Annotated in this window: 19 protein-coding genes, 1 riboswitch and 1 other annotated feature; of the genes, 13 read left to right on the top strand and 6 right to left on the bottom strand. The window is 47.6% G+C overall.

The features are described from left to right. Window positions 1-7: 7 nt before the first annotated feature. The 3 genes from ACESZH_RS08375 to ACESZH_RS08365 all read right to left on the bottom strand — a co-directional run bounded on the left by ACESZH_RS08375 (window position 8) and on the right by ACESZH_RS08365 (window position 3,235). Window positions 8-853, bottom strand: coding sequence for a carbohydrate ABC transporter permease (locus ACESZH_RS08375; protein ID WP_373214421.1), 846 nt, complete (start codon window positions 851-853; stop codon window positions 8-10). Between the two features lie 3 nt (window positions 854-856). Beyond that, entirely contained in the window at window positions 857-1,816 is a 960-nt protein-coding gene (locus tag ACESZH_RS08370) for a carbohydrate ABC transporter permease (RefSeq protein ID WP_373214424.1), read from the bottom strand. Between the two features lie 63 nt (window positions 1,817-1,879). Next, window positions 1,880-3,235 (bottom strand): carbohydrate ABC transporter substrate-binding protein, encoded by a 1,356-nt coding sequence (locus tag ACESZH_RS08365; protein ID WP_373214427.1) that lies wholly within the window; start codon window positions 3,233-3,235, stop codon window positions 1,880-1,882. A 174-nt stretch (window positions 3,236-3,409) separates the two neighbouring features. On the opposite strand from ACESZH_RS08365, the gene ACESZH_RS08360 reads away from it, so the two are divergent. Then, on the top strand, window positions 3,410-4,189 hold the full coding sequence (locus ACESZH_RS08360; protein ID WP_373214429.1) for a helix-turn-helix domain-containing protein: 780 nt from the start codon (window positions 3,410-3,412) through the stop codon (window positions 4,187-4,189). Between the two features lie 26 nt (window positions 4,190-4,215). Here ACESZH_RS08360 and ACESZH_RS08355 read toward each other — a convergent pair whose 3' ends face one another. Next, window positions 4,216-6,630 carry a GH36-type glycosyl hydrolase domain-containing protein gene (locus ACESZH_RS08355; protein WP_373214431.1) on the bottom strand — a complete coding sequence of 805 codons (2,415 nt, stop codon included), beginning with the start codon at window positions 6,628-6,630 and terminating at the stop codon, window positions 4,216-4,218. 27 nt (window positions 6,631-6,657) lie between these two features. Continuing rightward, entirely contained in the window at window positions 6,658-9,375 is a 2,718-nt protein-coding gene (locus ACESZH_RS08350) for a GH36-type glycosyl hydrolase domain-containing protein (protein WP_373214433.1), read from the bottom strand. A gap of 204 nt (window positions 9,376-9,579) precedes the next feature. Beyond that, window positions 9,580-9,675, top strand: a riboswitch (purine riboswitch). A 75-nt stretch (window positions 9,676-9,750) separates the two neighbouring features. Here ACESZH_RS08350 and ACESZH_RS08345 point away from each other — a divergent pair. The 9 genes from ACESZH_RS08345 to ACESZH_RS08305 all read left to right on the top strand — a co-directional run bounded on the left by ACESZH_RS08345 (window position 9,751) and on the right by ACESZH_RS08305 (window position 20,940). Further along, window positions 9,751-11,052, top strand: coding sequence for an amidohydrolase family protein (locus ACESZH_RS08345; protein ID WP_373214435.1), 1,302 nt, complete (start codon window positions 9,751-9,753; stop codon window positions 11,050-11,052). A gap of 106 nt (window positions 11,053-11,158) precedes the next feature. Continuing rightward, entirely contained in the window at window positions 11,159-12,535 is a 1,377-nt protein-coding gene (locus tag ACESZH_RS08340) for an NCS2 family permease (protein ID WP_373214437.1), read from the top strand. A 202-nt stretch (window positions 12,536-12,737) separates the two neighbouring features. Continuing rightward, window positions 12,738-13,511, top strand: a complete 774-nt coding sequence (locus ACESZH_RS08335; RefSeq protein ID WP_373214439.1) for an ABC transporter ATP-binding protein — start codon at window positions 12,738-12,740, stop codon at window positions 13,509-13,511. Next, window positions 13,501-15,564, top strand: a complete 2,064-nt coding sequence (locus tag ACESZH_RS08330) for an FtsX-like permease family protein (RefSeq protein WP_373214442.1) — start codon at window positions 13,501-13,503, stop codon at window positions 15,562-15,564. The genes ACESZH_RS08335 and ACESZH_RS08330 overlap by 11 nt, the downstream gene beginning before the upstream one ends. 36 nt (window positions 15,565-15,600) lie before the next feature. Continuing rightward, window positions 15,601-16,281, top strand: a complete 681-nt coding sequence (locus ACESZH_RS08325) for a response regulator transcription factor (protein ID WP_373214445.1) — start codon at window positions 15,601-15,603, stop codon at window positions 16,279-16,281. Next, window positions 16,278-17,306 carry a sensor histidine kinase gene (locus ACESZH_RS08320; protein WP_373214447.1) on the top strand — a complete coding sequence of 343 codons (1,029 nt, stop codon included), beginning with the start codon at window positions 16,278-16,280 and terminating at the stop codon, window positions 17,304-17,306. Before ACESZH_RS08325 ends, ACESZH_RS08320 begins: the two co-directional genes overlap by 4 nt. A 59-nt stretch (window positions 17,307-17,365) precedes the next feature. Further along, window positions 17,366-17,639, top strand: a binding site (T-box leader). A 79-nt stretch (window positions 17,640-17,718) separates the two neighbouring features. Continuing rightward, window positions 17,719-19,437 carry a biosynthetic-type acetolactate synthase large subunit gene (ilvB, locus tag ACESZH_RS08315; RefSeq protein ID WP_373214449.1) on the top strand — a complete coding sequence of 573 codons (1,719 nt, stop codon included), beginning with the start codon at window positions 17,719-17,721 and terminating at the stop codon, window positions 19,435-19,437. Between the two features lie 30 nt (window positions 19,438-19,467). Then, entirely contained in the window at window positions 19,468-19,965 is a 498-nt protein-coding gene (ilvN, locus tag ACESZH_RS08310) for an acetolactate synthase small subunit (protein ID WP_373214500.1), read from the top strand. A gap of 75 nt (window positions 19,966-20,040) precedes the next feature. Further along, window positions 20,041-20,940: a DMT family transporter gene (locus ACESZH_RS08305; RefSeq protein WP_373214452.1), complete on the top strand. Its 900-nt coding sequence runs from the start codon at window positions 20,041-20,043 to the stop codon at window positions 20,938-20,940. 99 nt (window positions 20,941-21,039) lie between these two features. On the opposite strand, the gene ACESZH_RS08300 is transcribed toward ACESZH_RS08305, so the two are convergent. Then, window positions 21,040-22,488, bottom strand: a complete 1,449-nt coding sequence (locus ACESZH_RS08300; RefSeq protein ID WP_373214453.1) for a phosphatidylserine/phosphatidylglycerophosphate/cardiolipin synthase family protein — start codon at window positions 22,486-22,488, stop codon at window positions 21,040-21,042. A 187-nt stretch (window positions 22,489-22,675) separates the two neighbouring features. Here ACESZH_RS08300 and ACESZH_RS08295 point away from each other — a divergent pair, with 187 nt between their 5' ends. The 3 genes from ACESZH_RS08295 to ACESZH_RS08285 are packed head-to-tail and all read left to right on the top strand — an operon-like array spanning window position 22,676 to window position 26,810. Further along, a complete protein-coding gene (locus ACESZH_RS08295) occupies window positions 22,676-23,137 on the top strand; it encodes a MarR family winged helix-turn-helix transcriptional regulator (RefSeq protein ID WP_373214455.1) in 462 nt (153 codons plus the stop codon). Next, a complete protein-coding gene (locus tag ACESZH_RS08290) occupies window positions 23,137-24,894 on the top strand; it encodes an ABC transporter ATP-binding protein (protein ID WP_373214457.1) in 1,758 nt (585 codons plus the stop codon). The genes ACESZH_RS08295 and ACESZH_RS08290 overlap by 1 nt, the downstream gene beginning before the upstream one ends. Then, the gene (locus tag ACESZH_RS08285) at window positions 24,891-26,810 is read left to right on the top strand and encodes an ABC transporter ATP-binding protein (protein ID WP_373214458.1); all 1,920 of its coding nucleotides are present in this window, start codon (window positions 24,891-24,893) and stop codon (window positions 26,808-26,810) included. The genes ACESZH_RS08290 and ACESZH_RS08285 overlap by 4 nt, the downstream gene beginning before the upstream one ends. Window positions 26,811-26,873: the final 63 nt, after the last annotated feature.

The following is a 26,873-nucleotide window of genomic DNA, read 5'->3' as shown; positions in this document are numbered from 1 at the left end:
GTTAAATTTACTCTTTTACACCGCCAAGCGTTACGCCTGCAATGATATATTTTGAAAGAAGCAGATATACCACAACGATCGGAACGATCGCTACCGTAATCATCATATAAATTTTAGCACTGTCGAAATTCATATAGTCCGCACCTCGAAGCGTAGCGATCAAAATCGGAACCGTCATTTTGTCTTTTGACTGAATGACCAATGCCGGAACAAAGTAATTATTCCAGGAACCCACAAATGTAAAAATCGCCTGTACCGCGATTGCCGGCTTCATGATCGGCAGTATGATCTGATTAAAGGTCCTGAATTCCCCGCTTCCGTCAATTCTTGCCGCTTCCACCAGAGACAATGGAAGTGATGACTGCAGATAGCTGTACATAAAGTAGAACACGGACGGGGATGCAATGGATGGGATGATCAGGGGAAGCAGGGAGTCATACATCCCCATTTTCGTAATCAAACGCAGAAAGCCCATTGCCGTAACCTGGGTAGGCATAACCAGGATTGCCATGATAAACGTAAACGCTGCTTTTCTCACTTTAAAATCATATGCGTACAGTCCATAAGCTGTCAATGATGAGAAATATGTACACAACGCCGCTGAGCAGCCGGATACGATCAAGCTGTTCAGGATTCCCCGAAACATAGGGAAGGTTCCGTCATTGGCAACATTTTTCAGATTCTCCAGAAAATATTTTCCCGGCAGCGCGGAAAAGCCTTTCTGCAGGTCTGCGTGAGACCGTGTGGCATTGATGATCAAAATATAGAAGAAGAACAGGCACATAAGCGACAGAATGATCAGCACGGTATGCGCAATGATACTCTGTACGAGATTTGGCTTTTTGGATTTCATATGTTATTTCCTCCTTCTTCTTTCTTCTTTTGCTTTCCTTCTTGCAGCCGCCTTGGAGCCGTCCGGGTCATTGTCATTTGTCATCCTGTATACAATCAGACACAAAATACCGCTAATAATAAACAGGTAAACTGACAGCGCACCCGCCATACCATAGTTCTTGCTCTTCAAGTGGTTGTTCAGGAACATAATCAGCGTCATAGAAGTACGGTCTGGATTACCCTGTCCATTGGTCAGAATCTGCGGAACATCAAACATCTGAAGACCGCCGATGATGGCTGTGATCAGTGTATAAGCAAGAATCGGACGGATCAGCGGCAGGATGATGTAGAAAAATCTTTTTATCGTATTGCATCCATCCAGCTCGGAAGCCTCAAAGACATCCACACTGATACCCATAATTGCCGCCATCAGCATGATAGTTGTATTTCCAAACCACATCAAGAAGTTCATAAATCCAACCAGGGACCGCGTCCCGAATGTAGTCCCCATGAAGTCGATCTGTTCCTGAATCAGCCCCAGAGACATCAGAATCGAGTTGATGGGTCCGTTGGTTGAAAACATTGTGAAAAACAGCATGGCAAACGCAGACGCCATGATCAGGTTCGGCAGATAGATAACCACCTTAAAGAACTGCTTTCCATGGATCTTCAGACGAATGTCCGTAAACCATACGGCAAGGATCAAAGCAACTACAATCTGCGGAATAAATCCGATGATCCATAAGATCAGGGTATTTATTCCATACTTCAGCATATCTGACTGCAGCAGGCTGGTATAATTTTCCATCCCAATAAAATTTGGACCGATTTCTTTGATTCCGGAGCGATAATACTCAAAAAAGCTGTATCTCACCGTATCTGCCAGAGGGATCAAAGAAAAGATAAAATAACAAATGAAAAACGGAAGAATAAAAATATATCCCCATTTCGCATAACTGATACTTTTGCGCTTTTTCCTCATAAGATATCATTCCTTTCCTCAAAATATCTGTGGAGCATAGATATGCCCCACAGATTGATCACATTATTCTGCCCACTGGATCTCACTGATGTCCGGATAACGCTCTCTGATCGCTGTCTCAAAGTTTTCTCTTGCTTTATCGTATTCAACCTTATCCTGGAAATAATCGCTGAACGCATTCTGGATCAGCTCAACGCAGCCCTGATCATAAGCGGAAAGAGGTGCGATGGCAATATTCTCTGCAACAGGAGCAAAGTATTTGAATGGATTCTGTCCGCCAAGGAATGCGGAGGAGAAATTCTCATCATCAGTCGTTGCTTCCTGCATACCGCTCTTTGTATTTGTAAAGTCTGAATAATCCTGGGAAATCTTTAACAGGTTATCCTTATTACCGGTCAGCGCGAGGATAATATCCTTTACATGCTCCGGATTGTCTGTGCCTGCACACGCATGCAGATAGGAACCGCCCCAGTTGTATTCCTGCGGAGGATTTGTAACAGCCCATGCGCCTTCATCGCCGTCCCAGTTTTTCTCTAAGACAAAATCGATTCCCCATGCCGGAAGCAGGAATGCAAATACTTTGGACTTGGAGCCCATTGATTTATTCCAGTCGTCGTTCCACTGGCCTTTTACGGTCTTGTCAAAGTAGCCGGCATCCAGCCATTCCTTGGAATCCTTGATCCAATCCATGATCTTCTGATCAACCTTTAAGGTTGTCTCGCCCGGCTGAACCCATGACTCTTCAATGCTGTTGCCATACAGACGGAAGGTGTCTGCATAGGAAGAAAATGTATAATATCCCTTTGCTTTCAGTTCCTCTGCTGTAGTTTTGATAGTATCCCAATCTTTTACCTTCTCGCCGACTGCTTCCGGATCATCTGTTCCGAATACGTCCATTGCGATATCACGGCGATATACCAGAAGTCCCGGGCAGCACTGCCATGTGGAGCCTCTCTGCACACCGTTCTGATCAGATGCGGTTGTCTTGGTAAAGTCGTACTGGTCTGCCAGATCAGTCTCCGGGTCAATGCCAATGTCCGTAAGCGGCATTGCAACATCTGCATCCGCATCTGTATATTTATTTACATAATCTGTCTCTGACAGAAACATATCCACTTTTTCATCATCTGAAACATCAGCCTGTCTGAGCAATGCTTCATCAAGTTTCTGCTGGTAAACACCATCCTGATTCGGATTGATGATCCAATGTATTTCCGTACCATCCTTTAATTTTGTTACTGTGCCGTCCTCGGAGGTTTCCTCCACCTCAGAGTAAACAGCTTCCACGCGCTCACGGAATTCATTGTTCCATGAATAAATATTAATAACCTTTCCTTCCTCTGCTGCAAACACATTTCCAGCCATTGATCCTGATGCAATAGCTGCCGCAACTAACGCAACAATTAACTTTTTCTTCAAATCTTTGTCCTCCTGTTTTTTATTTTTTCGGGATTTTCTCTCTCCCTTTGATGATGATAGTGTACCTCTTTTTTCTAAAGCAATATATTAGATTAATTGTAAAAATGTCAAATTCATGATATAATAAACAAAATTTTTATCTGCCCTGTAATGCGGCAGGAAAGGAGCGTTCACATGGGATTACTGCAGGACTGGTACAGAAAGGAAACACTGGACAGTGAGGAAGAGCGTACCCATCGCCCGCAGAACGAGGAAATCGCTTTTTATCAGGCTGTCAGCTCCGGTGATATCGATGCTGTACGCCAGAATTGTGAGCAAAAGCGCTTTACCGAATCCGAAGGGGTAGGGATTCTCTCCCGTAATCCGGTCACAAATCTGAAATACCATTTTGTTATCACAACCGCTTTTATAACAAGGCTTTGCGTGGAAGGCGGAATGGAAATGGAGCAGGCATTCCGTCTCAGCGACTTCTACATTCTGAAGCTGGACCTGCTTCACACCACCGAGGAGGTTGCCAGCCTCCATGACCGCATGGTTCTGGATTTTACAGGAAAAATGCGGCTTCTCCGCAAAAATGCCGGAACCTCCAAGCCAGTCACTTCCTGTATTGAATACATATACGCCCATATCAAAGAGCGGATCACCATCGAAGACCTTGCTGCCCATACCGGCCTGTCCGCCAGTTATCTTTCCCGCATTTTTAAGGAAGAGGTAGGTATTTCTGTCAGCGATTATATCCGGGAGAAAAAGGTGGAAAAGGCGCAGAATCTTCTCAAATTCTGTGACTACAGCCTGATCGAAATTGCAAACTACCTGTCCTTCTCCTCCCAAAGCCATTTTATACAGATTTTCAAAAAGCTGGTTGGAATGACTCCAAAAAAATACCGTGACCTCTATTACTGCACCACCTGGAGTGTCGCACCTCTCTCAAAACCAGACACCGCCAAATCCTGACGGCGGTGTCCGCCCTTATATAAAGATTATGACATAATAAATTCAATCTCTGTATATTTCTCCAGAAGCTCTGCCGGAATATAATCTCCTTCTATTTCCTTTCCGTTTACAAAAACCTTCTTACATCCTGATTCCACATGTCCCGGATTGAAAACTACAATGTGCAGATGGTTTCCTCTGAAATCCTTTTCAATCTCAAAACCATCCCATGACCTGGGTATGGAAGGAGCAATCTTAAGTCCGTAGAAATCCGGACGCATTCCCAGAATCCCTTCCACGCAGCCCACCATGACCGTAGACGCTGTTCCGGTAAGCCAGTGTACATGGGAACGTCCAAAATGCGGGCTTGCTTTTCCTTCTGTAAATTGTCCGTAGCAGTAAGGCTCCAGCTTTCGGACCTCCGCACGGTCATTTTGTGCTGCAGGGGCATTTTCCATAAAGTAACCAAATGCCCTGTCACCGTGTCCCCGCAGTGCCTCCGCCAGAATGATCCAGCCCTGGGACTGGGAAAAGATTCCTGCATTTTCCTTTGTTCCTGCATTGTAAATAACAGCCAGTGCTCCGCCAAAAGCGTGTTCATGATAGGGCGGATCCATAAGAATTGCCCCATACTCTGTATTCAGCCTCTCATAAACCGCATCCAGCGCCTTATCCGCCTGTTCTTCTGAAGCAAATCCACTGATGACAGCCCAGCTCTGCGGATTCAGCCACATATTTGCTTCCGGATCTGTGCGTCTTCCGATGACCTCCCCTGTCTCCGTAAAGCCCCGGATAAAACGGTCTTCATTCCAGCACAGCCCGTCAAGGATATTTCCAAGCTTTGCCTGGCTTTCTTCCAGATAAGCGATATACGCTTCGTCTTTTTTATATTCTGCAAATTTTTTCAGAATGGTCATGGCAAGGTAGAACTGCAGCGCCACAAACGTAGACTCTCCCTCTTTACCCAGTCTCAGGCAGTCATTCCAGTCCGCATACAGACCAGCCGGCATTCCGTGGCTTCCCAGATGCTTCATGGAGAAATCGATCGCTCTTTTCAGGTGCTCGTAAACCGTACCCTCGTCCCGGTTGGCAAAGGGAATCACTTCGTCTATAAAGGCAAGGTCGCCGGACTCGGAAATATATTTATAGACTGTCGGAAACAGCCACAGGGCATCATCCGCACGATAAGCCGGGTGTCCTGTTTCCTTTACATAAGACGCATCATCCGGTGTATCCTCATGTCCCGCGTTGTGCGTAAACTTTACAAGGGGCAGGCCGCCTCCGTTATCCACCTGTGCTGACAGCATGAAGCGTATTTTTTCCACAGCCATTTCCGGCGCAAGATGGATGATCCCCTGAATGTCCTGTACTGTATCACGGTATCCGTATCCGTTACGCAGACCACAGTAGATAAAGGAAGCTGCCCGAGACCAGATAAAGGTCATAAAACAATTATACGCATTCCATGTGTTAATCATAGTGTTAAATTCAGGACACGGAGTCTTAATCTGAAAATGTGCCAGCTTTCCATGCCAGTAGGATCTGATCTCTTCCACTTCCTTTTCACAGACTTCTTCCGGCTTCTCATAGCTCTTAAGGATTTTTTCTGCTTCCGCGTCATACTTCATCCCAAGGACAAATGCCAGGCTTTTGGATTCACCCGGTGCCAGTACGATCTGAGACGTCAGCGCGCCGCAGCCGTTTTCATTGTAGCTCAGCTCATTTCCAAGGCCTCCCTTCTCCACGCCTGCAGGATTTCCGTATCCGTGATACCTTCCGAGAAATTTTTCCCTGTCGCCGCAATAAGAAGAAACTTCACTGCCTGCCAGTCCAAAGAAGCGTTCCACAACGATCTTGTCGTCTACATCCTTGCCATCATCCAGTCCGTCCAGATTCCCGTGAACCATATGACGGATACGATTGCCTTCAAAAAGAGTTCTGGTAATAAACTGGGAATACTGGAGATTTACCTGATCCTGCTCATAATTGCTGTTATTTGTAAATTCTGCGTATCCTGTAACACTTAAGCTTCTGTTGGTATCTGACTGGTTTGTTACCTTCAGGCCCCACACCTCATATTCCTTATCCATTGGAACATAGTACAGTGCTTCGGAATGAATGCCGGTGTAATCCGCAATCATTCTTGTATAACCTGTCCCGTGACGGCATTCACTTTTATATGTTTCCAGATCTTTTCCTACCGGCTGCCAGGAGGCTGACCAGTAATCTTTACTGTCATTGTCCCGGATATACAGATAGCGCCCCGGTTGGTCAAAACCGTTAAATACATACCGGAGAATACGTCCATTTGCACCTGATTTTGCAAAGCTGTAGCCTCCCGCATTATTTGAAATCACAGCGCCATATTCTGGAGAGCCCAGATAATTTGCCCACGGAGCAGGCGTGTCCGGCCTTGTTATTACATACTCCCGCCTTTCATCATCAAAATATCCATACTGCATTTTGCTTTCTCCTTTTCTCTCTGTCTATTACTCTGCCGCCATATCTCGCGGAACAAGAGCCACCTGAATCTGATGTTCGCCGTCTCCCAACGCCTCTACAGCCGCTCTGTCCATAACTGCTCCGCGATCCGTGTTCTGCATAGGAACTCCGTCACATTTCGCACTGCCAATACGGTATTCCCCATATTCCAGTGCACCTTCATTGTGATAAAGGATCTCAAATTTCTTTCCTGCAAATGTAAGCCTGATACCTGCTTTTCCCACAGCATCAAACTGGGATTTCATCAGCCTTGGCCGCACTGCCAGGCTGCCAGCTTTTCCGTGTACCCCGAACACTTCCGTGATCATGGTCATCATATACCAGCTTGCGGCGCCTGTGAGATAGTGATACATTCCTCTTCCCTCACGGTTAAAATATTCGGGAATTCCCGGATAAATCCTGCTGGTCTCAAAATCAAGCGCCGTATCTGCCAGAGTTCTCAATGCTTGATAGCCTTCTTTTACAAATCCTCTCTTATAAAGTGCATTTGCATACATGATAGCCATATGGGAAAAGACGGCTCCGTTTTCCTTTTCTCCATATGCAAATCCAAACATTCTTCCCATATCAAATTTCAGCTCATGGAAGTCCGTATTCAAACGATAACCGCCAACCTCCGGATCATACAGATAGTGGTCTGCACTTTTGCATATTTCAGCAGTCTGCTCTTCTGTTGCCGTACCGCTCATCACTGCAAACACCTGACCAGTCAGCATCATCCTGACCCCGTTTTCAAAAAATCCTTCCACCGCATTTTTGTGGTCATCATAGTAGCTGTTAAACCAACCTTCACCGTCTTCTCCGTTGATCCATTCCTGTTTACGGATATGCTCCATCATCCAGTCCGCTTTGTGGTTCAGGTTTTCAATCACCTTGTCTACCGGAACCAGTATCGTTTTTCCGCTTATATGGTGTCTGCAGGCTTTCAGATACTCTCTCAAAGTCTCATGTTTTGTCTGAATATCCTCATACATCTCTGGCTCATCCTTTAGAAGAACCGCAATCTCTTCCATAAGCGCAATCTCCGTACATGCCATGTTATCGCGCAGAAGGGCAAGGCAGTGTGCAAGCTCCTTGAAATTTCCTGCGTAAGCGCAGGTAAACGCCACACTCTCGCCGTGATGCGGCGCCATATCCAGCGCATCATTCCAGTCAGCTCCCCGCAAACGCATGATATTGTGATCCCCAACCTCATAAAACGCACTGAGATGCTCGATCAGAAGATGCTCCAGAACAGAGCCGCAATAAATACTGCCATCCGCCGTTTTCTGCTGCATTCCGTACTCTTCGTTCCATTCATTGTCCGTATCCGTACCCCGCATGGACTGAGGATCCTTAAAATATGCCACTCTTTCTGTCAAAATCCCGATATCTCCTGTCTGGTCTATGTAAAGCTTTGTGGTCATAAGCGGCCACACTGCATGATCCATCCAGACGCGGCTGATTCCGTTTCTGTCTGCCAAAAAGGTTCCCTGCCTGCTGCCGATGATCGTAGCGTTGGTTCCGTCGATCCTCACACCGCCATAGTTGTCCAGAATCATTTTCCGTACATCCCCCGGATCCATCAAAAGAAGAGATAGGCAATCCTGCCAGAGATCTCTCCATCCTCTGCCGCCTCTTCCGTAATCATGATGGGGCAGGAAAGAACACCCGTAAAGCCTTCTTAGCAAAGGCTGAAAGCTTACCCAACGCATAAAAAGATCAAATCGGCTGTCTCCTGTATGGTAGGACACATTCACTTTTTCCTGCCAGTATTTCTTCACAGCCTCCAGCGCCTGCACTGCTTTACCGTGAGAGCCATAGAGCGAAATAACCCGCTCCACCTGTTCTTCCTCCTCCGCGGTCCCTGCAAAGATCAGATATTCCGCTGTCTCCTCCGGATCAAGGACGATTGTTTCAAAACGAATCCCGCCCATCGCCTCTTTTCCTGCTGCTTCCGTTTTCGCCGGGACTCCCGGCATGTCCATATAAACTGCTCTGGGGTGGGTAAAGGTCCCACCTTCTCCTATAAAAGACTCTGCCGTAGGATAGAAGGAAACCGGAGCTTTTCCGTTTCCGGTGATTCCTTCCACGAAATAAATCTGATGATTTCTTCTGTGTCCCTTCTCATCAAAGGACATGGTAGGCTTCACCAGAACACCGTATTTTTCCGTTCGTATTCTGTGAAGCATGGAAGTAACGTTCCTATGATCACGGATATTGTCCGCACTTCTTCCATAAATAGGCACAGCAGCAATGGGAGTTACCTTTTGCGATACCCCGGCTGTGTTTCGGATCTTTACATACATGATCTCCACATTTTCCTCAGCCGGAACAAACAAGGTTGCTTCAGATTCCAGCTTATATTTCCGTGAAGTCCTTCTTACGGTATGCCACATAAGCCCTGCTGTCAGTTCACTGCTATCCTGCTCATCCGTAAACTTTTTATTTTCTTCCTCCGCGGATGCACCTGTTACGGACCAGCATCCCACATTTTCCACATTGCACCAGAAATTCCTTGTGGAACGGTTATTGTGCAGGTTCTCCACACTCACTGGCTCCAGCAGAAAGGTCTCCTGGTCAAGCTTACTGTCACCGCCCAGATTTGGCGTCACTGCGCTTTTCAGCCCTTTTTCACTCGCAATAGGAAAATAGAGCGCACTGTAATTTTCCGGACTTTTAATTGAAAAGGCTCCGCTCTCATCCAAGAATTTTATTTTTTCCATGTATTCCCCTCCTGTGTATAAAGGATGCCTCCATGTTACAGGAAACCTTTTCAAAGAAAAATCATATCCTTTATAAAAATGTCAGATTAATGACCTAAATTTTATTGACCGCTGCTCCGTTTACAGCGCCCCGCCCTATTATCTTAATTATTCAAAAATAAATTGACATAAAACTCTATTTCTTCTATAATAATCATATAAATAAATAACAAGCGTGAAACTGCTTATATAAGTCCATAATTGGTTGGACGTTTCTACCAACTACCTTAATAGTTGTCTATAAGTTCCTACAGAAGTACAGGGCATAGGTGTATCTATTAATGGTAGCTTTTTTTCGCCCTTTGTCCTCTTCGACACTGAAAGGAAGGTGAAAACATGAATGAACGATCATTCGTACTAAAAGGCACCATTTGTCACAGCCAAAGCCCGGATACTCTCTCCATTATGGATAATGCTTATGTGGTCTGCGAAAACGGGATCTCTGCAGGTGTATTTTCCGTACTGCCGGAACGCTTCCAGAATCTTCCCCTTAAGGATATGGGTGAAAAGCTAATCACCCCGGGACTTGTGGACCTGCATCTCCATGCTCCCCAGTACTGCTATCGGGGAACCGCAATGGATCTGGAGCTTCTGGAATGGCTGAACACCATCACATTTCCCCAGGAGGCCAAATACAAGGATCCGGATTATGCCCAAAAAGCCTACTCCATTTTTGCCCAGGATCTGAAAATGAGCGCTACCACACGGGCGTGTATTTTCGGGACGCTTCATGTAGATGCTACGGTACTCCTTATGGATCTTCTGGAGGAAACCGGGCTGAAAACCATGGTTGGCAAGGTAAACATGGATCGGAACGGCTCCCCGGATCTTCAGGAAGAAAGTTCCCAGGCGTCCGCGGCAGACACCAGAAAATGGCTGTCCCAGGTCATCGGACGTTACCAGAATACCCAGCCCATCCTGACACCCCGCTTTATCCCATCCTGCAGCGATGACCTGATGCGGCGGCTGTCCGAGATACAAAAGGAATACCAGCTTCCCATCCAGTCCCATCTGTCTGAAAATTTCAGTGAGATTGCCTGGGTTCAGGAGCTTTGTCCTTCCAGCCGTTTTTACGGGGATGCCTACAGCCAGTTCGGTCTGTTTGGAGGAGAAGACTGCCCAACGATCATGGCACACTGTGTCCACTCCACAGACGAGGAAATCGCGCTGATGAAGGAGAGAGGCGTTTACATTGCCCACTGCCCCCAGTCAAACACCGATATTGCTTCCGGCATTGCACCTGTTCGCCGCTATCTGGACGAAGGACTCCATATCGGTCTTGGCAGTGACATTGCAGGCGGTTTTTCTCTATCCATCTTCCGCGCCATGGCGGATGCCATTCAGGTCTCCAAGCTGCGCTGGCGGCTTCTGGATGATTCCTTAAAGCCTGTGACCCTGGAAGAAGCCTTTTATATGGCAACTCTGGGCGGCGGCTCCTTCTTCGGAAAGGTGGGAAGTTTCGAAAAAGGCTATGAATTTGATGCCCTTGTACTGGACGACAGCAATCTGCGCCATCCGCAGCAGCTTACTGCCAGAGAACGTCTGGAGAGATTTGTCTATCTCTCCGACGCCAGAAATATTACGGAAAAATATATTTCCGGTAATATAATCACGTCAAATACCCTGCAGGGTATTTGACTCTCGCGGCATTCGCCAAATGCGTGTGCAAGCACCCGCGCTTGGCTCATTGCCCGCGGAAATAAACGGACTCTTCAATGCGAGTCTGAGAAAAGGGGGAAGAAATATGAATCTTGACAAATTATTTCATCTGAAGGAGCACCGCACAGATGTAAAGACCGAGGTCATGGCAGGTATCACTACCTTTATGACCATGGCGTACATTCTGGCCGTAAATCCTAACATCCTTTCTGCATCAGGCATGGATCGGGGCGCAATCTTTACCGCAACTGCCCTTTCATCCTTTATTGCCACCTGCCTGATGGCGTTACTTTCCAACTATCCGTTTGTTCTGGCTCCCGGCATGGGCCTGAATGCTTATTTTGCCTACACGGTAGTCCTGGGAATGGGCTATTCCTGGCAGCAGGCACTGGCAGCCGTGTTTGCCGAAGGTATTATTTTCATCCTGCTCTCACTCACCAATGTGCGGGAAGCGATCTTCAACTCCATTCCCATGAACCTGAAACACGCTGTATCCGTAGGTATCGGACTTTTTATCGCCTTTATCGGAATGCAGAATGCAAAGATCGTAGTAAACAATGACTCTACCCTGGTAAGCATCTTTTCCTTTAAAAGCTCTGTTTCCTCCGGTACCTTCTCCTATGAAGGGATCACCGTGCTCCTGGCGCTGCTGGGCGTGCTGATCACAGCTATCATGCTTGTAAAAAATGTAAAGGGCGGCATTCTCTGGGGTATTCTGATCACCTGGGGCCTTGGCATCATCTGTCAGCTTACAGGCATATATGCGCCAAACGCTGAAGCTGGATTTTACAGCCTGCTCCCGGATTTTTCCAGCGGAATCTCCATCCCCAGCATGGCTCCCACGTTCATGAAAATGGACTTTTCCATTGTATTCTCTCTGGATTTCGTGGTGATCATGTTCGCTTTCCTGTTCGTGGATATGTTTGATACTCTTGGAACGCTGATCGGCGTTGCTTCCAAGGCGGATATGCTGGATAAGGACGGACGCCTGCCCCAGATCAAGGGTGCGTTGCTGTCTGATGCCATCGGAACAACTGCCGGTGCCATTTGCGGTACCTCCACGGTTACCACCTTTGTGGAAAGTGCTTCCGGTGTTGCCGAAGGCGGAAGAACAGGACTGACGGCTGTTGTGGCAGCGATCCTATTCGGCCTGTCCCTGTTCCTGTCCCCCATCTTCCTGGCAATCCCATCCTTTGCCACAGCCCCGGCGCTGATCGTTGTTGGCTTTTTGATGCTGACCTCTGTCACCAAGATCGATTTTGATGACATGACGGAAGCGATCCCGGCATTTATTGCCATTATCGCCATGCCGTTTTTATACAGCATCTCTGAGGGCATTTCCCTCGGCGTTATCTCCTACGTTATCATCAATCTGGCAACCGGAAACGCAAAGAAAAAGAAGATCAGTATCCTGATGTATGTTCTGGCTGTGCTGTTTGTGCTGAAGTATGTGTTCCTGTGATTGTCATCCGCAGCTCGCCCGGCAGCCATCTGCCTCTGACGCAGCTTTTCCTTGACATTCAAAACGGCTGCAGACATTTTTCTATGTCTGCAGCCGTATCTTATTTTATTGTCAGACTTCCCATAAAACCTTTCATCGACTGTAAGTGTTATATAGATCCTCCTTGTGCTATGATAATGACAGAACCAAAGGAGGTATTGAAATGACACCTATTCTTGAGATTGAATCTTTGAAAAAATACTATGGCAAAGCAAAAAGCCAGACAAAGGCATTGGATGGTATTACATTTCAGGTAATGCCCGGAGAGTTTTTGGGCATTATGGGGAGCAGTGGATCAGGAAAATCCACATTGCTGAATTGTATTGCAACCGTGATCCAGCCCAGCAGCGGAAGTATCACGATGAATGGGAAACAGATACAGACGCTGAAAGGATCGGCGCTGGCTGATTATCGGGGAAAAGAGATCGGCTATTTGTTCCAAAATTTTGAACTTCTGGACAATCTGACTGGTCGCGAAAACATTCTGCTTCCGCTGTCCCTGCACCGTGTACCTGAAAATGAAAGCAATACGCGGCTGGAACAGCTTGCGTCTTATCTGGAAGTGAAGGATGTCCTGAATAAATTTCCGTCCCAGATGTCCGGCGGACAGAAACAGAGAATTGCCGCAGCCAGAGCATTGATTCTGAATCCGGGGATCATCCTTGCTGATGAGCCTACCGGCGCTCTGGATTCAAAAAATGCGAAAGCATTGATGGAAAAGCTTTCCGGGCTGAATCAGAATGCAAATGCTGCGATTTTAATGGTAACGCATGATTCCAATGCGGCCAGCTATTGTAAACGGATCCTGTTCATTCAGGATGGTGTTATCTTCCATGAGCTTCGCCGAAATATCCCTGACGAATCTCAGCAGGAATTTTATTCCCGGATTTTGAAGGTAATGGCGCAGTTAGGAGGTGGCAGCGCAAATGTTCTTTAAGCTAATTTCCCGCAACAGCAAAAGAAACCGGAAAGAAAACGGCCTGTTCTTCAGTTCTCTGCTGGTATCTATCATCGCTTTTTACATTATTCTGGCGATGCCGAACCAGGATGTGATGATCTTTCTGGCACAGATGGAAAGCGATGCGGTAGACAGACTGCTGACGATGATCCCCGCTTTTTTTGGCATGACACTGTTCATCCTGTTTTTCCTCATTTACTATGCCAGTAAGCTTCAGCTAGAGCGGCGCAGGCATGAGCTTGGTATCTATCTGATGATGGGCATGAGGCGCATCAAATTGTTTGTGATGCTGCTGGCCGAGGATTTCCGCAACAGCGTTGTCTCACTGCTCATCGGATTACCGATTGCCGTTCTGCTGTCGGAGCTGATCAGCCTGATCACCGCCCGGCTGGTGGGACTTGGAATTGTTGGTCATCAGATCTCCTTTTTTCCGGAAGCCGTATTGTGGACAGCCGCAGGCTTCCTCCTGATTAAATTTGCGGCATTTTTGATCCTCAGCGTCAAAATCAGCAGACAGGAAATAGGCTCACTGCTTGTCGATACGCCGGATGGAGCAAAAAAGCAGCTACCTGCGATCATCTATGCGTTTTCGCTTTTGGTTGGGATTCTTTGTTTGACCGCGGCCTATGCTATGGCCATTCACGGAAAAGCATGGTCTGGTCTTATGATGATGGGCCTGACCATCCTTCTTGGTGTTTTCGGCACAATCGCACTCTTTTGGGGCCTCCGATTCCTGATTAGCTTTGTGGTAAAATCCGGGAAAAAGGACCGTCAACTCCATGTATTTAACTTCCGTCAGATACAGGAAACCGTTGTCCATCGTTCTGGTACGCTTGCCATTTGTTCTCTTCTCATTTTAGCAGCCCTGTGCTGCTTCGGGGCAGGCGTAGGGATCTCACATTTCTACGGAGAATCCGAACAGCATGTCCTGGACTATACCTTTGAGGAGATTGAGGATGGAAACGATACGGCGGCAATCCGGCAGACGTTAAGCGATCACCAGTTAGACACCCAATTTTCTGATTTGTTTGACATGAAAGTTGGGCATATCCGTACTACTGAAGACCTCAACAATGCTTTCCAAATGGAAACGGTTATATCTGCTCTGCGTGAATTGGAATCCTCCATGGACAGGGATGTGCTTCTTAACAATCTCCAATATGACACCTATCCGTATTTAATTCAGCTTAGCAGCTATAATCAGCTTTTGACTATTGCCGGTCTTCCGAATCTAATACTGGATGCAGACGAAGCTGCTGTTTATATGGACAATGAATTTACGACCAATGAGAGAACAAGGCTGCTTAACAGCATTCTGGAAGCGCGGCCGGAAACCCATCTGGATGGAAAAACTCTTTATCTGAAGGGGAAATTACAAACAACAAAACTGGTTACAGATCGATCCATTACGTTATCCTTTGCGCTAATCCTTCCTGACGAAGTGTTTGAATACTATACGCAAGGTGAATATAACATTTATCTCAATGGCGTTTTGGAAAAAAGCGAAACGCAAAATGCAAGTCTCATGTCCGCTATATCTGATATGAATAAGAAGCTGGATGAAGCAGGCTTGTATTATGAGAGCTACCTGCAAAATATGGGGCGGCAACTGTTTTATATGGTGGCGGCCAGCTATATCACCATTTACCTGGCGATCATCTTCCTGATCATCGCTAATACCATTATCGGCGTACAATTCCTCATCACTCAGCAGAAATCCAGCCGCCGCTATCGGACGCTGGTCCATTTAGGCGCTGCGTACTCTACTCTTTGCAAGTCCTCCAGGAAACAAATCAACTGGTATTTTGGCCTTCCTGTGGTTGTGGCTGCTTTGAGCAGCCTGATTGGAGTTCGGGCGCTGCTTACAGGTATTCTGCCCTCCAGAGCGAAAACCGACCTGCCCGAAATGATGATCATTTCTGCCGCTATGATTTTGTTGCTTTGTATGGTAGAATATGTTTATATCGCGGCCGTGAAGCGGACAAGTGACCACTACCTCCTGACCCTAATGGTTCCGGAGCGCGAAGAATAATATGGCAGATCATGAAGAAGAAAGGGGGAAAGCCGTGTGAAACGCATTGTGATCGTAGAAGATGAATCTCTCATGCGGGAAGAGCTATCGGATATGCTGCGCAAGGCAGAATATCAAGTCAATGAAATCTGCGTGTTTGAAGATGTGGCGGGACAGCTTCTGGAGCTTTCCCCCGATCTGATCCTTTTGGATTTGAATTTGCCGGGAACCAGTGGATTCCAGATTTGCCGGGAAGTGAAACAAAAAAGCTCTATCCCTGTTCTTGTACTTACCTCCCGTGACCAGCTCCGTGACGAATTACATGCGCTGGATTTGGGCGCAGACGAATACCTGACAAAACCTTGCAGGAAAGAGCGGCTTCTGGCCCGTGTCTCGAATGTGATGAAGCGCTACGAAGGCCGGTCAAATCTGCTGGAGGGAGCAGGCTTCCTTTTGGACCGGCAGACCTACACGCTTTATATTCACAACAGCTCTGTCATTCTTCCGAAAAACCAGGGGAAGATCCTTGAGGTGTTTCTGACTCACGGAGATGAAGTCGTTTCAAAGGAAGAATTGTGTTTGGCAATCTGGGGAACCACTGAGTTTATTGATGAAAATGCGCTTCAGGTTAATTTGACACGGCTGAAAAAGACTATGGCAAATCTTATGATGCGCCAGCAGATCGTTCCTGTCCGTGGAATTGGCTACCAACTCACAGCGGAAGGAGAGCCGGTATGAAGCGTATCATCAAGTCACTCCTGCAATATATTCCATGGCTTTTGCTTTTGCTGGGGATTGATGCATTTGCAGCATTACTTCTATGGCTTGCTGATGTACAGGCATTTTATGCCATGATGGTTGTGATCGTACTTGCTACGGTTCTTTTATTCTCCCTGGTATGCGGTGTACTTATCCAATGGGAACGAAAGAAGGAACAGGCATTTTTAGCTTTCCTCTATAATCCGGATGAATATCATGAGGAATTGCTGCTGGAAACCGTCAGCGTGGTGCAGAGAGAATACATTCGTCAGCTTGGTAAAAACCTGCGCGACAAACAAATTGCCTATACGGAGCTGCAAACACAATTAAACGATTATGAAGAATATGTAGAATCGTGGGCGCATGAAACGAAAACGCCGCTCTCCTTATTGACATTGCTCCTCGACAACCGCAGAGATGAATTATCTCCTGACGTAAGTTTTAAGCTGGATCATATCCGAAACCGTATGCAGGAGTCCATTGACCAGATGCTATTCTATGCGCGGGTCAAAAGCACAAGAAAGGATTATCTGTTTGAGCATATCCCTATCCGCACATGCATTAAGGATTTGTTGGAAGATTACAGGCCGTTACTGGAGGAAAAGCAGTTTCAGATCCGGTTTTCCTTGTCCGAAGATACAGTTTACTCTGACAGAAGAGGGCTTTCCTTCCTTCTTGGACAGATTATCAGCAATTCCATAAAGTACTGTGGCGAGGATCCGGAGCTGTGTTTTTCGGCTTTTGAAAGGGATGGCTGTTATGTATTGAGTATCAAGGATAACGGAGTTGGTGTCCGAAGCTGCGACCTGCCCTATATTTTTGAAAAGGGCTTTACAGGCGATTCCGGCGAAAACAGGAAGAAGGCCACCGGCATGGGGCTGTATCTTGCAAAAGAAATTGCAAGGGAATTAAATGTAACTCTGAATGCAAATTCCGAGTGGAACCAGGGATTTGAGATGCAGATCTCTTTCCCAGTGGTTAAGGAAAGCAGCCAATTTTCCTGAATCTCCGGTTGACAATCAGCCCCCGAAACCGTTATAATAGGTTTCAACATCTATTACAGCCAAATGCAGTGACAGGGAGGAGTACACAGTTTTGGGATGCGCAGAGAGGAGGCGGCTGGTGAAAGCCTTCGGGAACGGACTGTGGAAGTAGCCCTTGAGCAGTGGACTGAACCGCGGCGGCAGCCGCCAAGTAGGCTTCAACGTAGGTTCCACGTTACAGGGACGCAATATAGGGAATTGCAGATATAGATTCATATTCTCCTGTATTGACAGAGTGGGAGATTTTTCTTCTCCTGAAATTAGGTGGTACCGCGGAAAATTTTCGCCCTAAGCTTTTTATGAAGCTTAGGGCTTTTTTATGCGAGCTGCAAGCCACAGCTCCACATACCGATTAAAAAAGGAGGTTTTGATAATGAGACAAATATCAGGAAACAAATTACTTGTAAAAGCCCTGAAGGAAGAAGGCGTAGAATACCTCTTCGGTTATCCCGGGGCCTGCACCATCGACATCAGCGATGAACTGTATAAACAGGACGATATCACTGTCATCCTGCCCCGCCACGAGCAGGCGCTTGTCCACGCAGCCGATGCCTATGCAAGAACCACCGGAAAAGTGGGCGTCTGCCTTGTAACAAGCGGTCCTGGCGCAACAAACCTTGTCACCGGACTTGCTACCGCAAACTACGACAGCGTTCCGCTGGTATGCTTTACCGGACAGGTAGCGCGCCACCTCATTGGAAACGATGCGTTCCAGGAGGTTGACATTGTAGGCATCACCCGCAGCATTACAAAATACGGTGTCACAGTCCGCAGACGTGAAGACCTTGGACGTATTATCAAGGAGGCCTTCTATATTGCCCGCACAGGACGTCCCGGCCCTGTACTCATTGACCTTCCCAAAGACGTGATGGCAGAGCTTGGCAGCGCCGAATATCCAAAGACTGTCAACATCCGCGGCTATAAGCCCAATACCAGCGTCCATATTGGTCAGCTCAAACGCGCCATCAAGACCCTTTCCAAAGCGAAACGTCCTCTGTTTCTGGCTGGCGGCGGCGTCAATATCGCCCGTGCAAACGACCTCTTTCGCGAAGCAGTGGAAAAGACAAACGTTCCCGTGGTCACCACCGTTATGGGACGAGGCGCGATTCCCACCAACCATCCGCTTTTTATCGGAAATCTTGGTATGCACGGCTCCTATGCAGCGAATATGGCGGTCAGCAACTGCGATGTACTTTTCTCCATCGGAACCAGATTCAACGACCGGATCACCGGAAAGCTCCACGCATTTGCCCCCAATGCACAGATCATACATATCGATATCGACACGGCATCGATCTCCCGTAATATCCAGGTAGATATTCCCATCGTAGCCGATGCCCGTGAAGCCCTGGCAAAAATGAACGAATATGTGGAGGAATGCTCCACGAAAAAGTGGCTTGGGGAAATCCAGGCCTGGAAGGAGGAACATCCTCTTACCATGCGCCCGACTGCCAAGCTTGGACCTCTTGATATCTTAAATGAGATGAACCGTCAGTTTGACGAGGCGATCATTGTCACGGACGTAGGACAGCACCAGATGCTTGTTTCCCAGTATGCGGAGATCACGGAGAAAAAGCAGCTTATCATGTCCGGCGGTCTTGGCACTATGGGCTACGGCTTCCCTGGCGGAATCGGCGCAAAGATCGGCAACCCGGACAAGCCGGTTATCGTCATTTCCGGCGACGGCGGTATGCAGATGAACATTCAGGAATTCGCCACCGCAGTTCTGGAGGAGCTGCCGGTTATTGTCTGCATCTTCAACAATGAATATCTGGGCATGGTGCGCCAGTGGCAGAAGCTTTTCTACGGAAAACGCTACAGCATGACGAACATGCGCTCCGGCGCCCTTTCCCGCCGCACAAACGGCGAGGAATACCCGGAATATACCCCGGATTTCGTAAAGCTTGCTGAAAGCTACGGAGCAAAAGGCATCCGTGTTACCGACAAGGAGCAAATTGCCGCTGCTTTTGAACAGGCACAGGCAAACACCAAGACCCCAACTCTCATTGAATTTATCATTGACCCGGAGGAAATGGTTTACCCGATGATTAAGCCCGGCGGAACGCTGGAAGATATGATTATGGATTGTTAGGAGGATGAACAGATGGCTGTAGATAAAGGAATGAAAAAAAGATGGATTTCTCTTTATGTGGAGAATCAGGTTGGTGTTCTCTCCAAAATTTCCGGGCTTTTTTCCGGAAAGTCCTATAATCTGGACAGCCTTACGGTAGGCACCACAGAGGACCCTACCGTGTCCAGAATGACTATTGCAACGGTCAGCGATGATGAGACCTTTGAGCAGATCAAAAAGCAGTTAAACCGTATGGTAGAGGTGATCAAGGTCATTGATTTTACAGATATCTTTGTGAGAATGAAGGAGATCCTTTATATAAAAGTTTTCAACTGCACCCCTGCTGATAAGGTGGAGCTGTTTCAGATCGCGGAAACCTTCAAAGCAAAGGTTATCGACTATGGAAAGGACAGCCTTCTTCTGGAATTCGTCCAGACAGCAACAAAAAATGACGCTGTCGTGAAGCTTATCAAAGAGGAATTCGGCCGCATCGAAGTGGTACGGGGCGGCAGCGTGGGAATCGAATCCATCAGCATGATGGAGCGTTAAAGCCCCGCATAATTTAAAAGAATAATTGGTAAACGAGGAGAGTATGCCCGGAAACAGCGGGCATACAAGTAGATTATGAAAAAACAACAGATACCTTTGAAGAATTCTCTGATCCTTCTTCTCACCGCCACCATCTGGGGCGTTGCTTTTGTTGCCCAGAGCGTTGGCATGGACTATGTAGGAGGATTTACTTTTAACGCCGTGCGTTCCATCATCGGCTCCATCGTACTGCTGCCGGTTATCTGGTTTCTGGATAAGCAGAAAGCACCTGCAAAACGCACAGAGCAGGAGCGCCGAGCTGAACGAAAAACCCTGGTTATGGGCGGTATTGCCTGCGGCATCTGCCTTTGCCTGGCAAGCAATTTCCAGCAGTTCGGCATCAAATATACCACTGTGGGAAAAGCAGGATTCATCACTGCCTGCTATATTGTAATCGTCCCGATCATTGGACTCTTTATGAAAAAGAAATGCAGTCCCTTCATCTGGGCTGCCGTTATCATGGCGCTGATCGGCCTGTATCTGCTCTGTATCACCGATGATTTTTCCATCGGAAAGGGCGATATCCTGGTGCTGATCTGTGCAGTGTTATTCTCCCTGCACATCCTGGTAATTGACTATTTTTCACCAATGGTGGACGGCGTAAAGATGTCCTGCATCCAGTTTCTGGTGTGCGGTGTTCTTTCCGGCATCCCGGCTCTGGTTTTTGAACATCCGCAGTGGTCTTCCATCCTGGCAGCATGGCAGCCCGTTCTCTACGCAGGCGTCATGTCCTGCGGTGTAGCGTATACCCTGCAGATCGTGGGACAGAAAAACATGAACCCCACCGTGGCTTCCCTGATCCTCAGCCTGGAATCCTGCATTTCCGTTCTGGCTGGCTGGATCATCCTGGGTCAGAAGCTCAGCGCCAAAGAAATCCTGGGCTGCTTCATCATGTTTGCCGCCATCATCCTGGCTCAGCTACCGCAGAAGGAATAAAACGAAAGCACACCGCAGCATACGCTAGTATTAGAAGGTACCCGAAAAACCTCCGGGCCTTTTATGACCCGGAGGCAAAAAAGCATATATATAATTTCACTACGCAACATATCTGACAGGCTGGATCAGTGGCCCGACCAGGCTGTAAATAATCTTTTTCTTCAGAGACAGTCTCTGGGGCACCAATCCCTCCGGGAGCTCGTAATGATCTTCGTCCACAATGATCCGGCATTTCTTCTGGAATTCATCCGTATATCCGCTTAACTCCTGAAAAAACTCCTCTCCCTGAATGGCAAGCATCAGCTCCGTATCCATGTAGGTGCTCCGCATGTCCAGATTATAGGACCCGATAACAGACATATCATCATCGATGAGGATCGTCTTTCCGTGGGTGGATTCTCCCCCGTCGAACTCATACAGCTTCACGCCAGTGTCCAGAACCTCCTTTTTGTGAAGCATATAGTCGCTGGATGCCACCACATTATCTCCATTTTCTATGGCATTGATCACCATGGAAAAATCGGACACTCTTTCCGAAATTTCCTTCATACCCTCAGCCATCGTCTCATCCATGACCACATACGGCGTATGGAAAACTACACTTTCCGACCCATCTGCCATCAGCTTTTGCAGAGTATCCCACACAATGGGCTTTTTCCCGTAAATACCGGTCTCGCCGGAGATCAGCGTAGCCTTTTGAATGGGAACCGTATGCTGTTCATAGGAATAAGCCTCAAAACATGCAGGATAATGCTCTATCAATTCCTCATACCGCTCCTTCAACGCCTGAATCTTAAGCTTTACGGAACGGCGCTTTGCAAGGCTCTCGCTGTCATGGAACACTTTCATATACGGTCCGTCCCAAATGCTGTAAAAATACTCTTCCACCTGGGATATCACACTGCTCTCCGTCCCTTTTTCATAATCCGTATTATAGATCATCACTTCCCTGTCATGGCTTCGGGAATCTGTCTCGTAATCTCCCAGAAAGTATGAAAATGTATTTCTTCCCCCTAAAAGCATGGCCTTATCATCACAGATCACATATTTATCGTGCATCCTGCCGTTTAATTTCCATGGAGTCAGCAGATTAATGGGGTTGTAGATCCTGACCTCAATGCAGGGATGGCTGGACAATGCGTAAAAGAAGGGACTCCCTTCCATGCGCAGCAATCCGCTGAAGCCGTCCACCATAATCTCAATCTGTACCCCTCGTTCAGCCGCCTGGTAAATAGCAGCAGCCAGATCCCAGGAGCTTTCATCCTGGCGAAAATCAAAGGTGGACAAAATGATCCGTTCCTTTGCCTCGTTCAGCATGAGGAGACGAAGCTCCAGGGCTTCTTTATTATCCTCCACCACATGTGCCCTGTCCGCGCTGACGCTCCCCTCCCGGGCATAAAAATCCTGGCGGGAATAAATATTCTCCTCTTCCCCCACCGTTTTCTGTCTTGCAAAGGGTATCATCGCCCCGATCACCACATATACAATTATAAAAACCAGCACCAGGCCGCGCCAGTGCTTTCCACATAAACGCAAAAATTTCTTCATTCTCTCATTATATAGAACCTTCTCTCAAACCGCAAGCCCAGCCTAATGTTCACATAAAAAACATATTCTTCCTATTGACAAATACTATATAACTCCATATAATCTGTTCGTACCCTAACAGTTCGGGTTCGAACTTTTCGCCCGAATGGCATGTCTGCCACGCAGACCCCTTATGAATGAGGTGCTTATGATAGACAAACACATTGGATACCAAGTACATATGCTGGATCATATGATAGGCCGTATGGTAAGCCTTTTCCGCGCCGGACTGGACGAAAAGGCCGGGATCACCCATATGCAGGGCTGGATAATCGGCTACCTTTTCCGGCATTCCGGTACAGATGTTTTCCAAAAGGATCTGGAGGCAGAATTTCATATTGCCCGCTCCACAGCCTCCGAAATCCTGCAGTTAATGGAAAAGAAAGGCCTGATCACCAGAGAACCGATTCCCCGGGACGCCCGTCTGAAACGGCTTGTCCTTACGGAGAAAGCCACGGCCTTTCAGATGGAGATCATAGACAATTTCGATCGTCTTGACCTACTGCTTAGGGATGGTATTTCCCAGGAAAAGCTGGACACCTTTTTTGAAGTCGTGGAGCAGGTAAAAATAAATATAGAAAAAAATACAAAACAGAAAGGAGAGTCCTAATGTTAAAAACACTATTAGGCCAGGTTAAGGAGTTTAAAAAGGCTTCTGCCCTCACCCCGGTCTTTATGATCCTGGAGGTGATCGTGGAAACCCTCATCCCCCTTGTCATGGCCTCCATGATCGACAATGGTGTGGAAGGCGGAGACATTGGCTATATTTACCGTATGGGTGCATTGATGGCAGTCCTTGCTGTGGCAGGACTGGTCACCGGAGTCCTGGGCGGTAAATACGGTGCCCTTGCGTCCACCGGTTTTGCCAGAAATCTGCGCAAGGCCATGTATTCCAACATCCAGACCTACTCTTTTTCCAACATTGATAAATTCAGTACCGCAGGCCTGATCACCCGTCTTACCACAGACGTGACTAATCTGCAGAACGCCTACCAGATGCTCCTGCGTATGTGTACCCGTGCACCAGCCAGCCTGATCTGCGCCATGGTTATGGCCTTTATCATCAACGCAAAGCTGGCAAGTGTCTATCTGATCGCCGTAATCTTCCTGGGTATCTGCCTCTTCTGTATCCTCCGAAAGGCAACCAAATACTTTCAGGCAGTATTCCGCAAATACGATGATCTCAATGCCAGCGTACAGGAAAACATCACTGCCATCCGTGTTGTAAAAGCCTACGTCCGTGAGGATTACGAGACAAGCAAATTCCAGAAGGCCTGCAATAAAGTCTACGAAATGTTTATCAAAGCAGAAAAGCTGGTAGTCGTAAACATGCCTTTGATGCAGCTTACTGTCTACGCCTGCATTCTTGGAATAAGCTGGATCGGTGCAAAAATGATCGTGGGAAGCAGCCTTACTACCGGCGAGCTTATGAGCCTTCTGACCTACTGCATGAACATTCTTATGAGCCTGATGATGCTCTCAATGGTATTTGTCATGGTTACCATGAGTATTGCAAGTGCAGAGCGAGTGTCAGAAGTCCTGAATGAAACAGCTGATCTTTCTGACCCGGAAAACCCGGTCATGGAAGTTCCGGACGGCAGCATTGTGTTTGACCACGTATCCTTCCGCTACAAAAAGGACAGCAAAGAGCCTGTTCTGAAGGATATCAGCCTCTCCATTAAATCCGGCGAAACCATTGGCATTATCGGCGGCACAGGAAGCGCAAAGTCAAGCCTCGTAAACCTGATCAGCCGCCTCTACGATGTAAATGAAGGTTCCGTAAAGGTGGGCGGCATTGACGTGCGCAGCTATCATATGGAAACGCTCCGCAACCAGGTTGCCGTGGTGCTTCAGAAAAATGTGCTCTTTTCCGGCACCATCCTGGAAAACCTCCGCTGGGGAAACAAGGAGGCTACGGAGGAGGAATGCAGACGTGTCTGTCACCTTGCCTGTGCCGATGAATTCATTGAAAAAATGCCGGAGCAATACAATACTTACATCGAACAGGGCGGAACCAATGTTTCCGGCGGTCAGAAGCAGAGGCTTTGCATTGCCCGCGCCTTATTGAAAAAGCCGAAAATACTGATTCTTGATGATTCCACCAGTGCTGTGGATACTGCCACGGATGCCCGGATCCGCCGTGCTTTTGCCGAAGAGATCCCGGACACCACCAAACTGATCATTGCACAGCGTATTTCCAGTATCCAGAATGCTGACCGGATCATTGTGATGGAGAACGGCAGGATCAATGGCTTCGGAACACATAAGGAGCTGCTTGAAAACAATGCCATTTATCAGGAAGTATATAATTCCCAGACAAAGGGCGGCGGCGATTTTGACCAACATAAGGGAGGTGAACAGGCATGAGTAATTCCAATACATCATCTGGCGGACCAAAGGGAAGAGGCGGCGGCACTCTGGTGCGTACCGGCCCTATGATCGAGAATCCCGGCAAAATGATGGGCAGACTTTTTGCCTACATCCTAAAGGACTATAAATTCCATATTGCAGCAGTTATCGTCTGCATTTTCGTCAGTGTTCTGGCAAATGTCCAGGGAACCATGTTTACAAAAACCCTCATTGACCAGTACATTCTGCCCCTTTTGCAGACAGATGTTCCTGATTTCCAGCCTCTTGCCATGGCAATTTTAAAAGTGGCCTGCTTTTACGCTGTCGGCGTGGCTGCTACCTATGTTTATAACCTGATCATGATCTATGTCAGCCAGGGCGCCCTGCGGAATCTCCGTAATGAAATGTTTGCCCGCATGGAGACCTTGCCTATAAAATATTTTGACACCCATGCCCATGGCGATATCATGTCCATCTACACCAATGATATCGATACTTTGCGCCAGATGATCAGCCAGAGCATCCCGCAGCTTCTGTCCAGTGTAATCACCGTTGTGAGCGTTGTGGCAAGCATGATCATGCTGAATGTGCCGCTGACCATCCTTACACTTGTAATGGTAGCTGTCATGCTCGCTGCCAGCCGCAGAGTTGCAGGCTTAAGCGGTAAATACTTCCTTGCCCAACAGAAAAACCTGGGTATTGTCAACGGTTATATTGAAGAAATGATGGAAGGGCAGAAGGTTGTAAAGGTATTCTGCCATGAAGAAGAGAGCATGAAGAAATTTGATGAGCTGAACGATCAGCTTTTTGAAAGCGCAAACAATGCAAACAAGTTCGCCAATGTGATGGGTCCTACCTGTGCCCAGATCGGTAATCTCAGCTATGTATTTTGTGCCATTCTGGGCGGCGTCCTGGCTATCAACAACGTGGGTGGCTTTACCCTTGGCGGCCTGGCAAGCTTTCTGACCTTCAATAAGAGCTTTAACCAGCCTATCAACCAGGTAACCCAGCAGTTTAACAGTATTGTTATGGCTCTCGCCGGAGCAAAACGGATCTTCGACCTGCTGGATGAGCAGCCGGAGGCAGACGACGGCTATGTCACTCTCGTAAATGTCACAGAAGAAAGAGGAAGGCTGACAGAATCCGAAAAGCGTACAGGCCGCTGGGCATGGAAGCATTTCCATAAAGCCACCAACACTACGGATTATGTGGAATTAATGGGTGATATGGTTCTGGACGGCGTGGATTTCGGCTACAATGACGATAAGATTGTGCTCCACGATGTAAAAATGTACGCCACACCCGGTCAGAAGATTGCCTTTGTCGGTTCTACCGGTGCCGGAAAGACTACCATCACCAACCTGCTGAACCGTTTCTACGATATCCAGGACGGCAAGATCCGCTATGACGGCATTAATGTGAATAAGATCAAGAAAGCTGACCTGCGGCGTTCCATGGGCATCGTGCTTCAGGAGACCAACCTTTTTACTGCTACGGTTATGGAGAATATCCGGTACGGCAACCTGAACGCCACTGACGAAGAGGTCATTGCAGCCGCAAAGCTTGCAAATGCAGACAGCTTTATCAGAAGGCTTCCCGATGGCTACAATACTATGCTGAAAAACAATGGATCCAACTTAAGCCAGGGCCAGAGACAGCTTCTCTCCATCGCCCGCGCTGCCGTAGCAGACCCGCCCGTGCTGATCCTGGATGAAGCTACAAGCTCCATCGACACCCGTACCGAAAAGCTGGTACAGGACGGCATGGATAAGCTGATGAGCGGCAGAACCACCTTCGTCATTGCCCACAGGCTTTCCACTGTCCGCAACAGCGACTGCATCATGGTCCTGGAACAGGGCCGGATCATCGAGCGCGGCTCCCACGATGAACTGATCGCGCAGAAGGGGAAATATTATCAGTTGTATAATGGGTAATACAAATCGCAAATGCTTACCTTGACAGCCATAATACCCGTTAATATAATAATATTCAGGAAT

Origin of the sequence: Ruminococcus sp. 5_1_39BFAA, assembly GCF_964240875.1 — a bacterium.
In the GTDB taxonomy this organism is placed as follows: Bacteria; Bacillota; Clostridia; order Lachnospirales; family Lachnospiraceae; genus Blautia_A.
Note: the sequence above shows the minus strand (reverse complement) of the source record. Positions and strands in the feature narration are given on the sequence as shown.

Excerpts from the sequence above, each read along its gene's own strand:
- ACESZH_RS08350 (WP_373214433.1), bottom strand. The coding sequence starts at position 9,375 with ATGGAAAAAATAAAATTCTTGGATGAGAGCGGAGCCTTTTCAATTAAA.
- ACESZH_RS08345 (WP_373214435.1), top strand. The coding sequence starts at position 9,751 with ATGAATGAACGATCATTCGTACTAAAAGGCACCATTTGTCACAGCCAA.
- ACESZH_RS08285 (WP_373214458.1), top strand. The coding sequence starts at position 24,891 with ATGAGTAATTCCAATACATCATCTGGCGGACCAAAGGGAAGAGGCGGC.
- ACESZH_RS08305 (WP_373214452.1), top strand. The coding sequence starts at position 20,041 with ATGAAAAAACAACAGATACCTTTGAAGAATTCTCTGATCCTTCTTCTC.
- ACESZH_RS08360 (WP_373214429.1), top strand. The coding sequence starts at position 3,410 with ATGGGATTACTGCAGGACTGGTACAGAAAGGAAACACTGGACAGTGAG.
- ACESZH_RS08335 (WP_373214439.1), top strand. The coding sequence starts at position 12,738 with ATGACACCTATTCTTGAGATTGAATCTTTGAAAAAATACTATGGCAAA.
- ilvN (WP_373214500.1), top strand. The coding sequence starts at position 19,468 with ATGAAAAAAAGATGGATTTCTCTTTATGTGGAGAATCAGGTTGGTGTT.
- ACESZH_RS08355 (WP_373214431.1), bottom strand. The coding sequence starts at position 6,630 with ATGCAGTATGGATATTTTGATGATGAAAGGCGGGAGTATGTAATAACA.
- ACESZH_RS08290 (WP_373214457.1), top strand. The coding sequence starts at position 23,137 with ATGTTAAAAACACTATTAGGCCAGGTTAAGGAGTTTAAAAAGGCTTCT.
- ACESZH_RS08330 (WP_373214442.1), top strand. The coding sequence starts at position 13,501 with ATGTTCTTTAAGCTAATTTCCCGCAACAGCAAAAGAAACCGGAAAGAA.
- ACESZH_RS08295 (WP_373214455.1), top strand. The coding sequence starts at position 22,676 with ATGATAGACAAACACATTGGATACCAAGTACATATGCTGGATCATATG.
- ACESZH_RS08370 (WP_373214424.1), bottom strand. The coding sequence starts at position 1,816 with ATGAGGAAAAAGCGCAAAAGTATCAGTTATGCGAAATGGGGATATATT.
- ACESZH_RS08375 (WP_373214421.1), bottom strand. The coding sequence starts at position 853 with ATGAAATCCAAAAAGCCAAATCTCGTACAGAGTATCATTGCGCATACC.
- ACESZH_RS08300 (WP_373214453.1), bottom strand. The coding sequence starts at position 22,488 with ATGAAGAAATTTTTGCGTTTATGTGGAAAGCACTGGCGCGGCCTGGTG.
- ACESZH_RS08340 (WP_373214437.1), top strand. The coding sequence starts at position 11,159 with ATGAATCTTGACAAATTATTTCATCTGAAGGAGCACCGCACAGATGTA.
- ACESZH_RS08320 (WP_373214447.1), top strand. The coding sequence starts at position 16,278 with ATGAAGCGTATCATCAAGTCACTCCTGCAATATATTCCATGGCTTTTG.
- ilvB (WP_373214449.1), top strand. The coding sequence starts at position 17,719 with ATGAGACAAATATCAGGAAACAAATTACTTGTAAAAGCCCTGAAGGAA.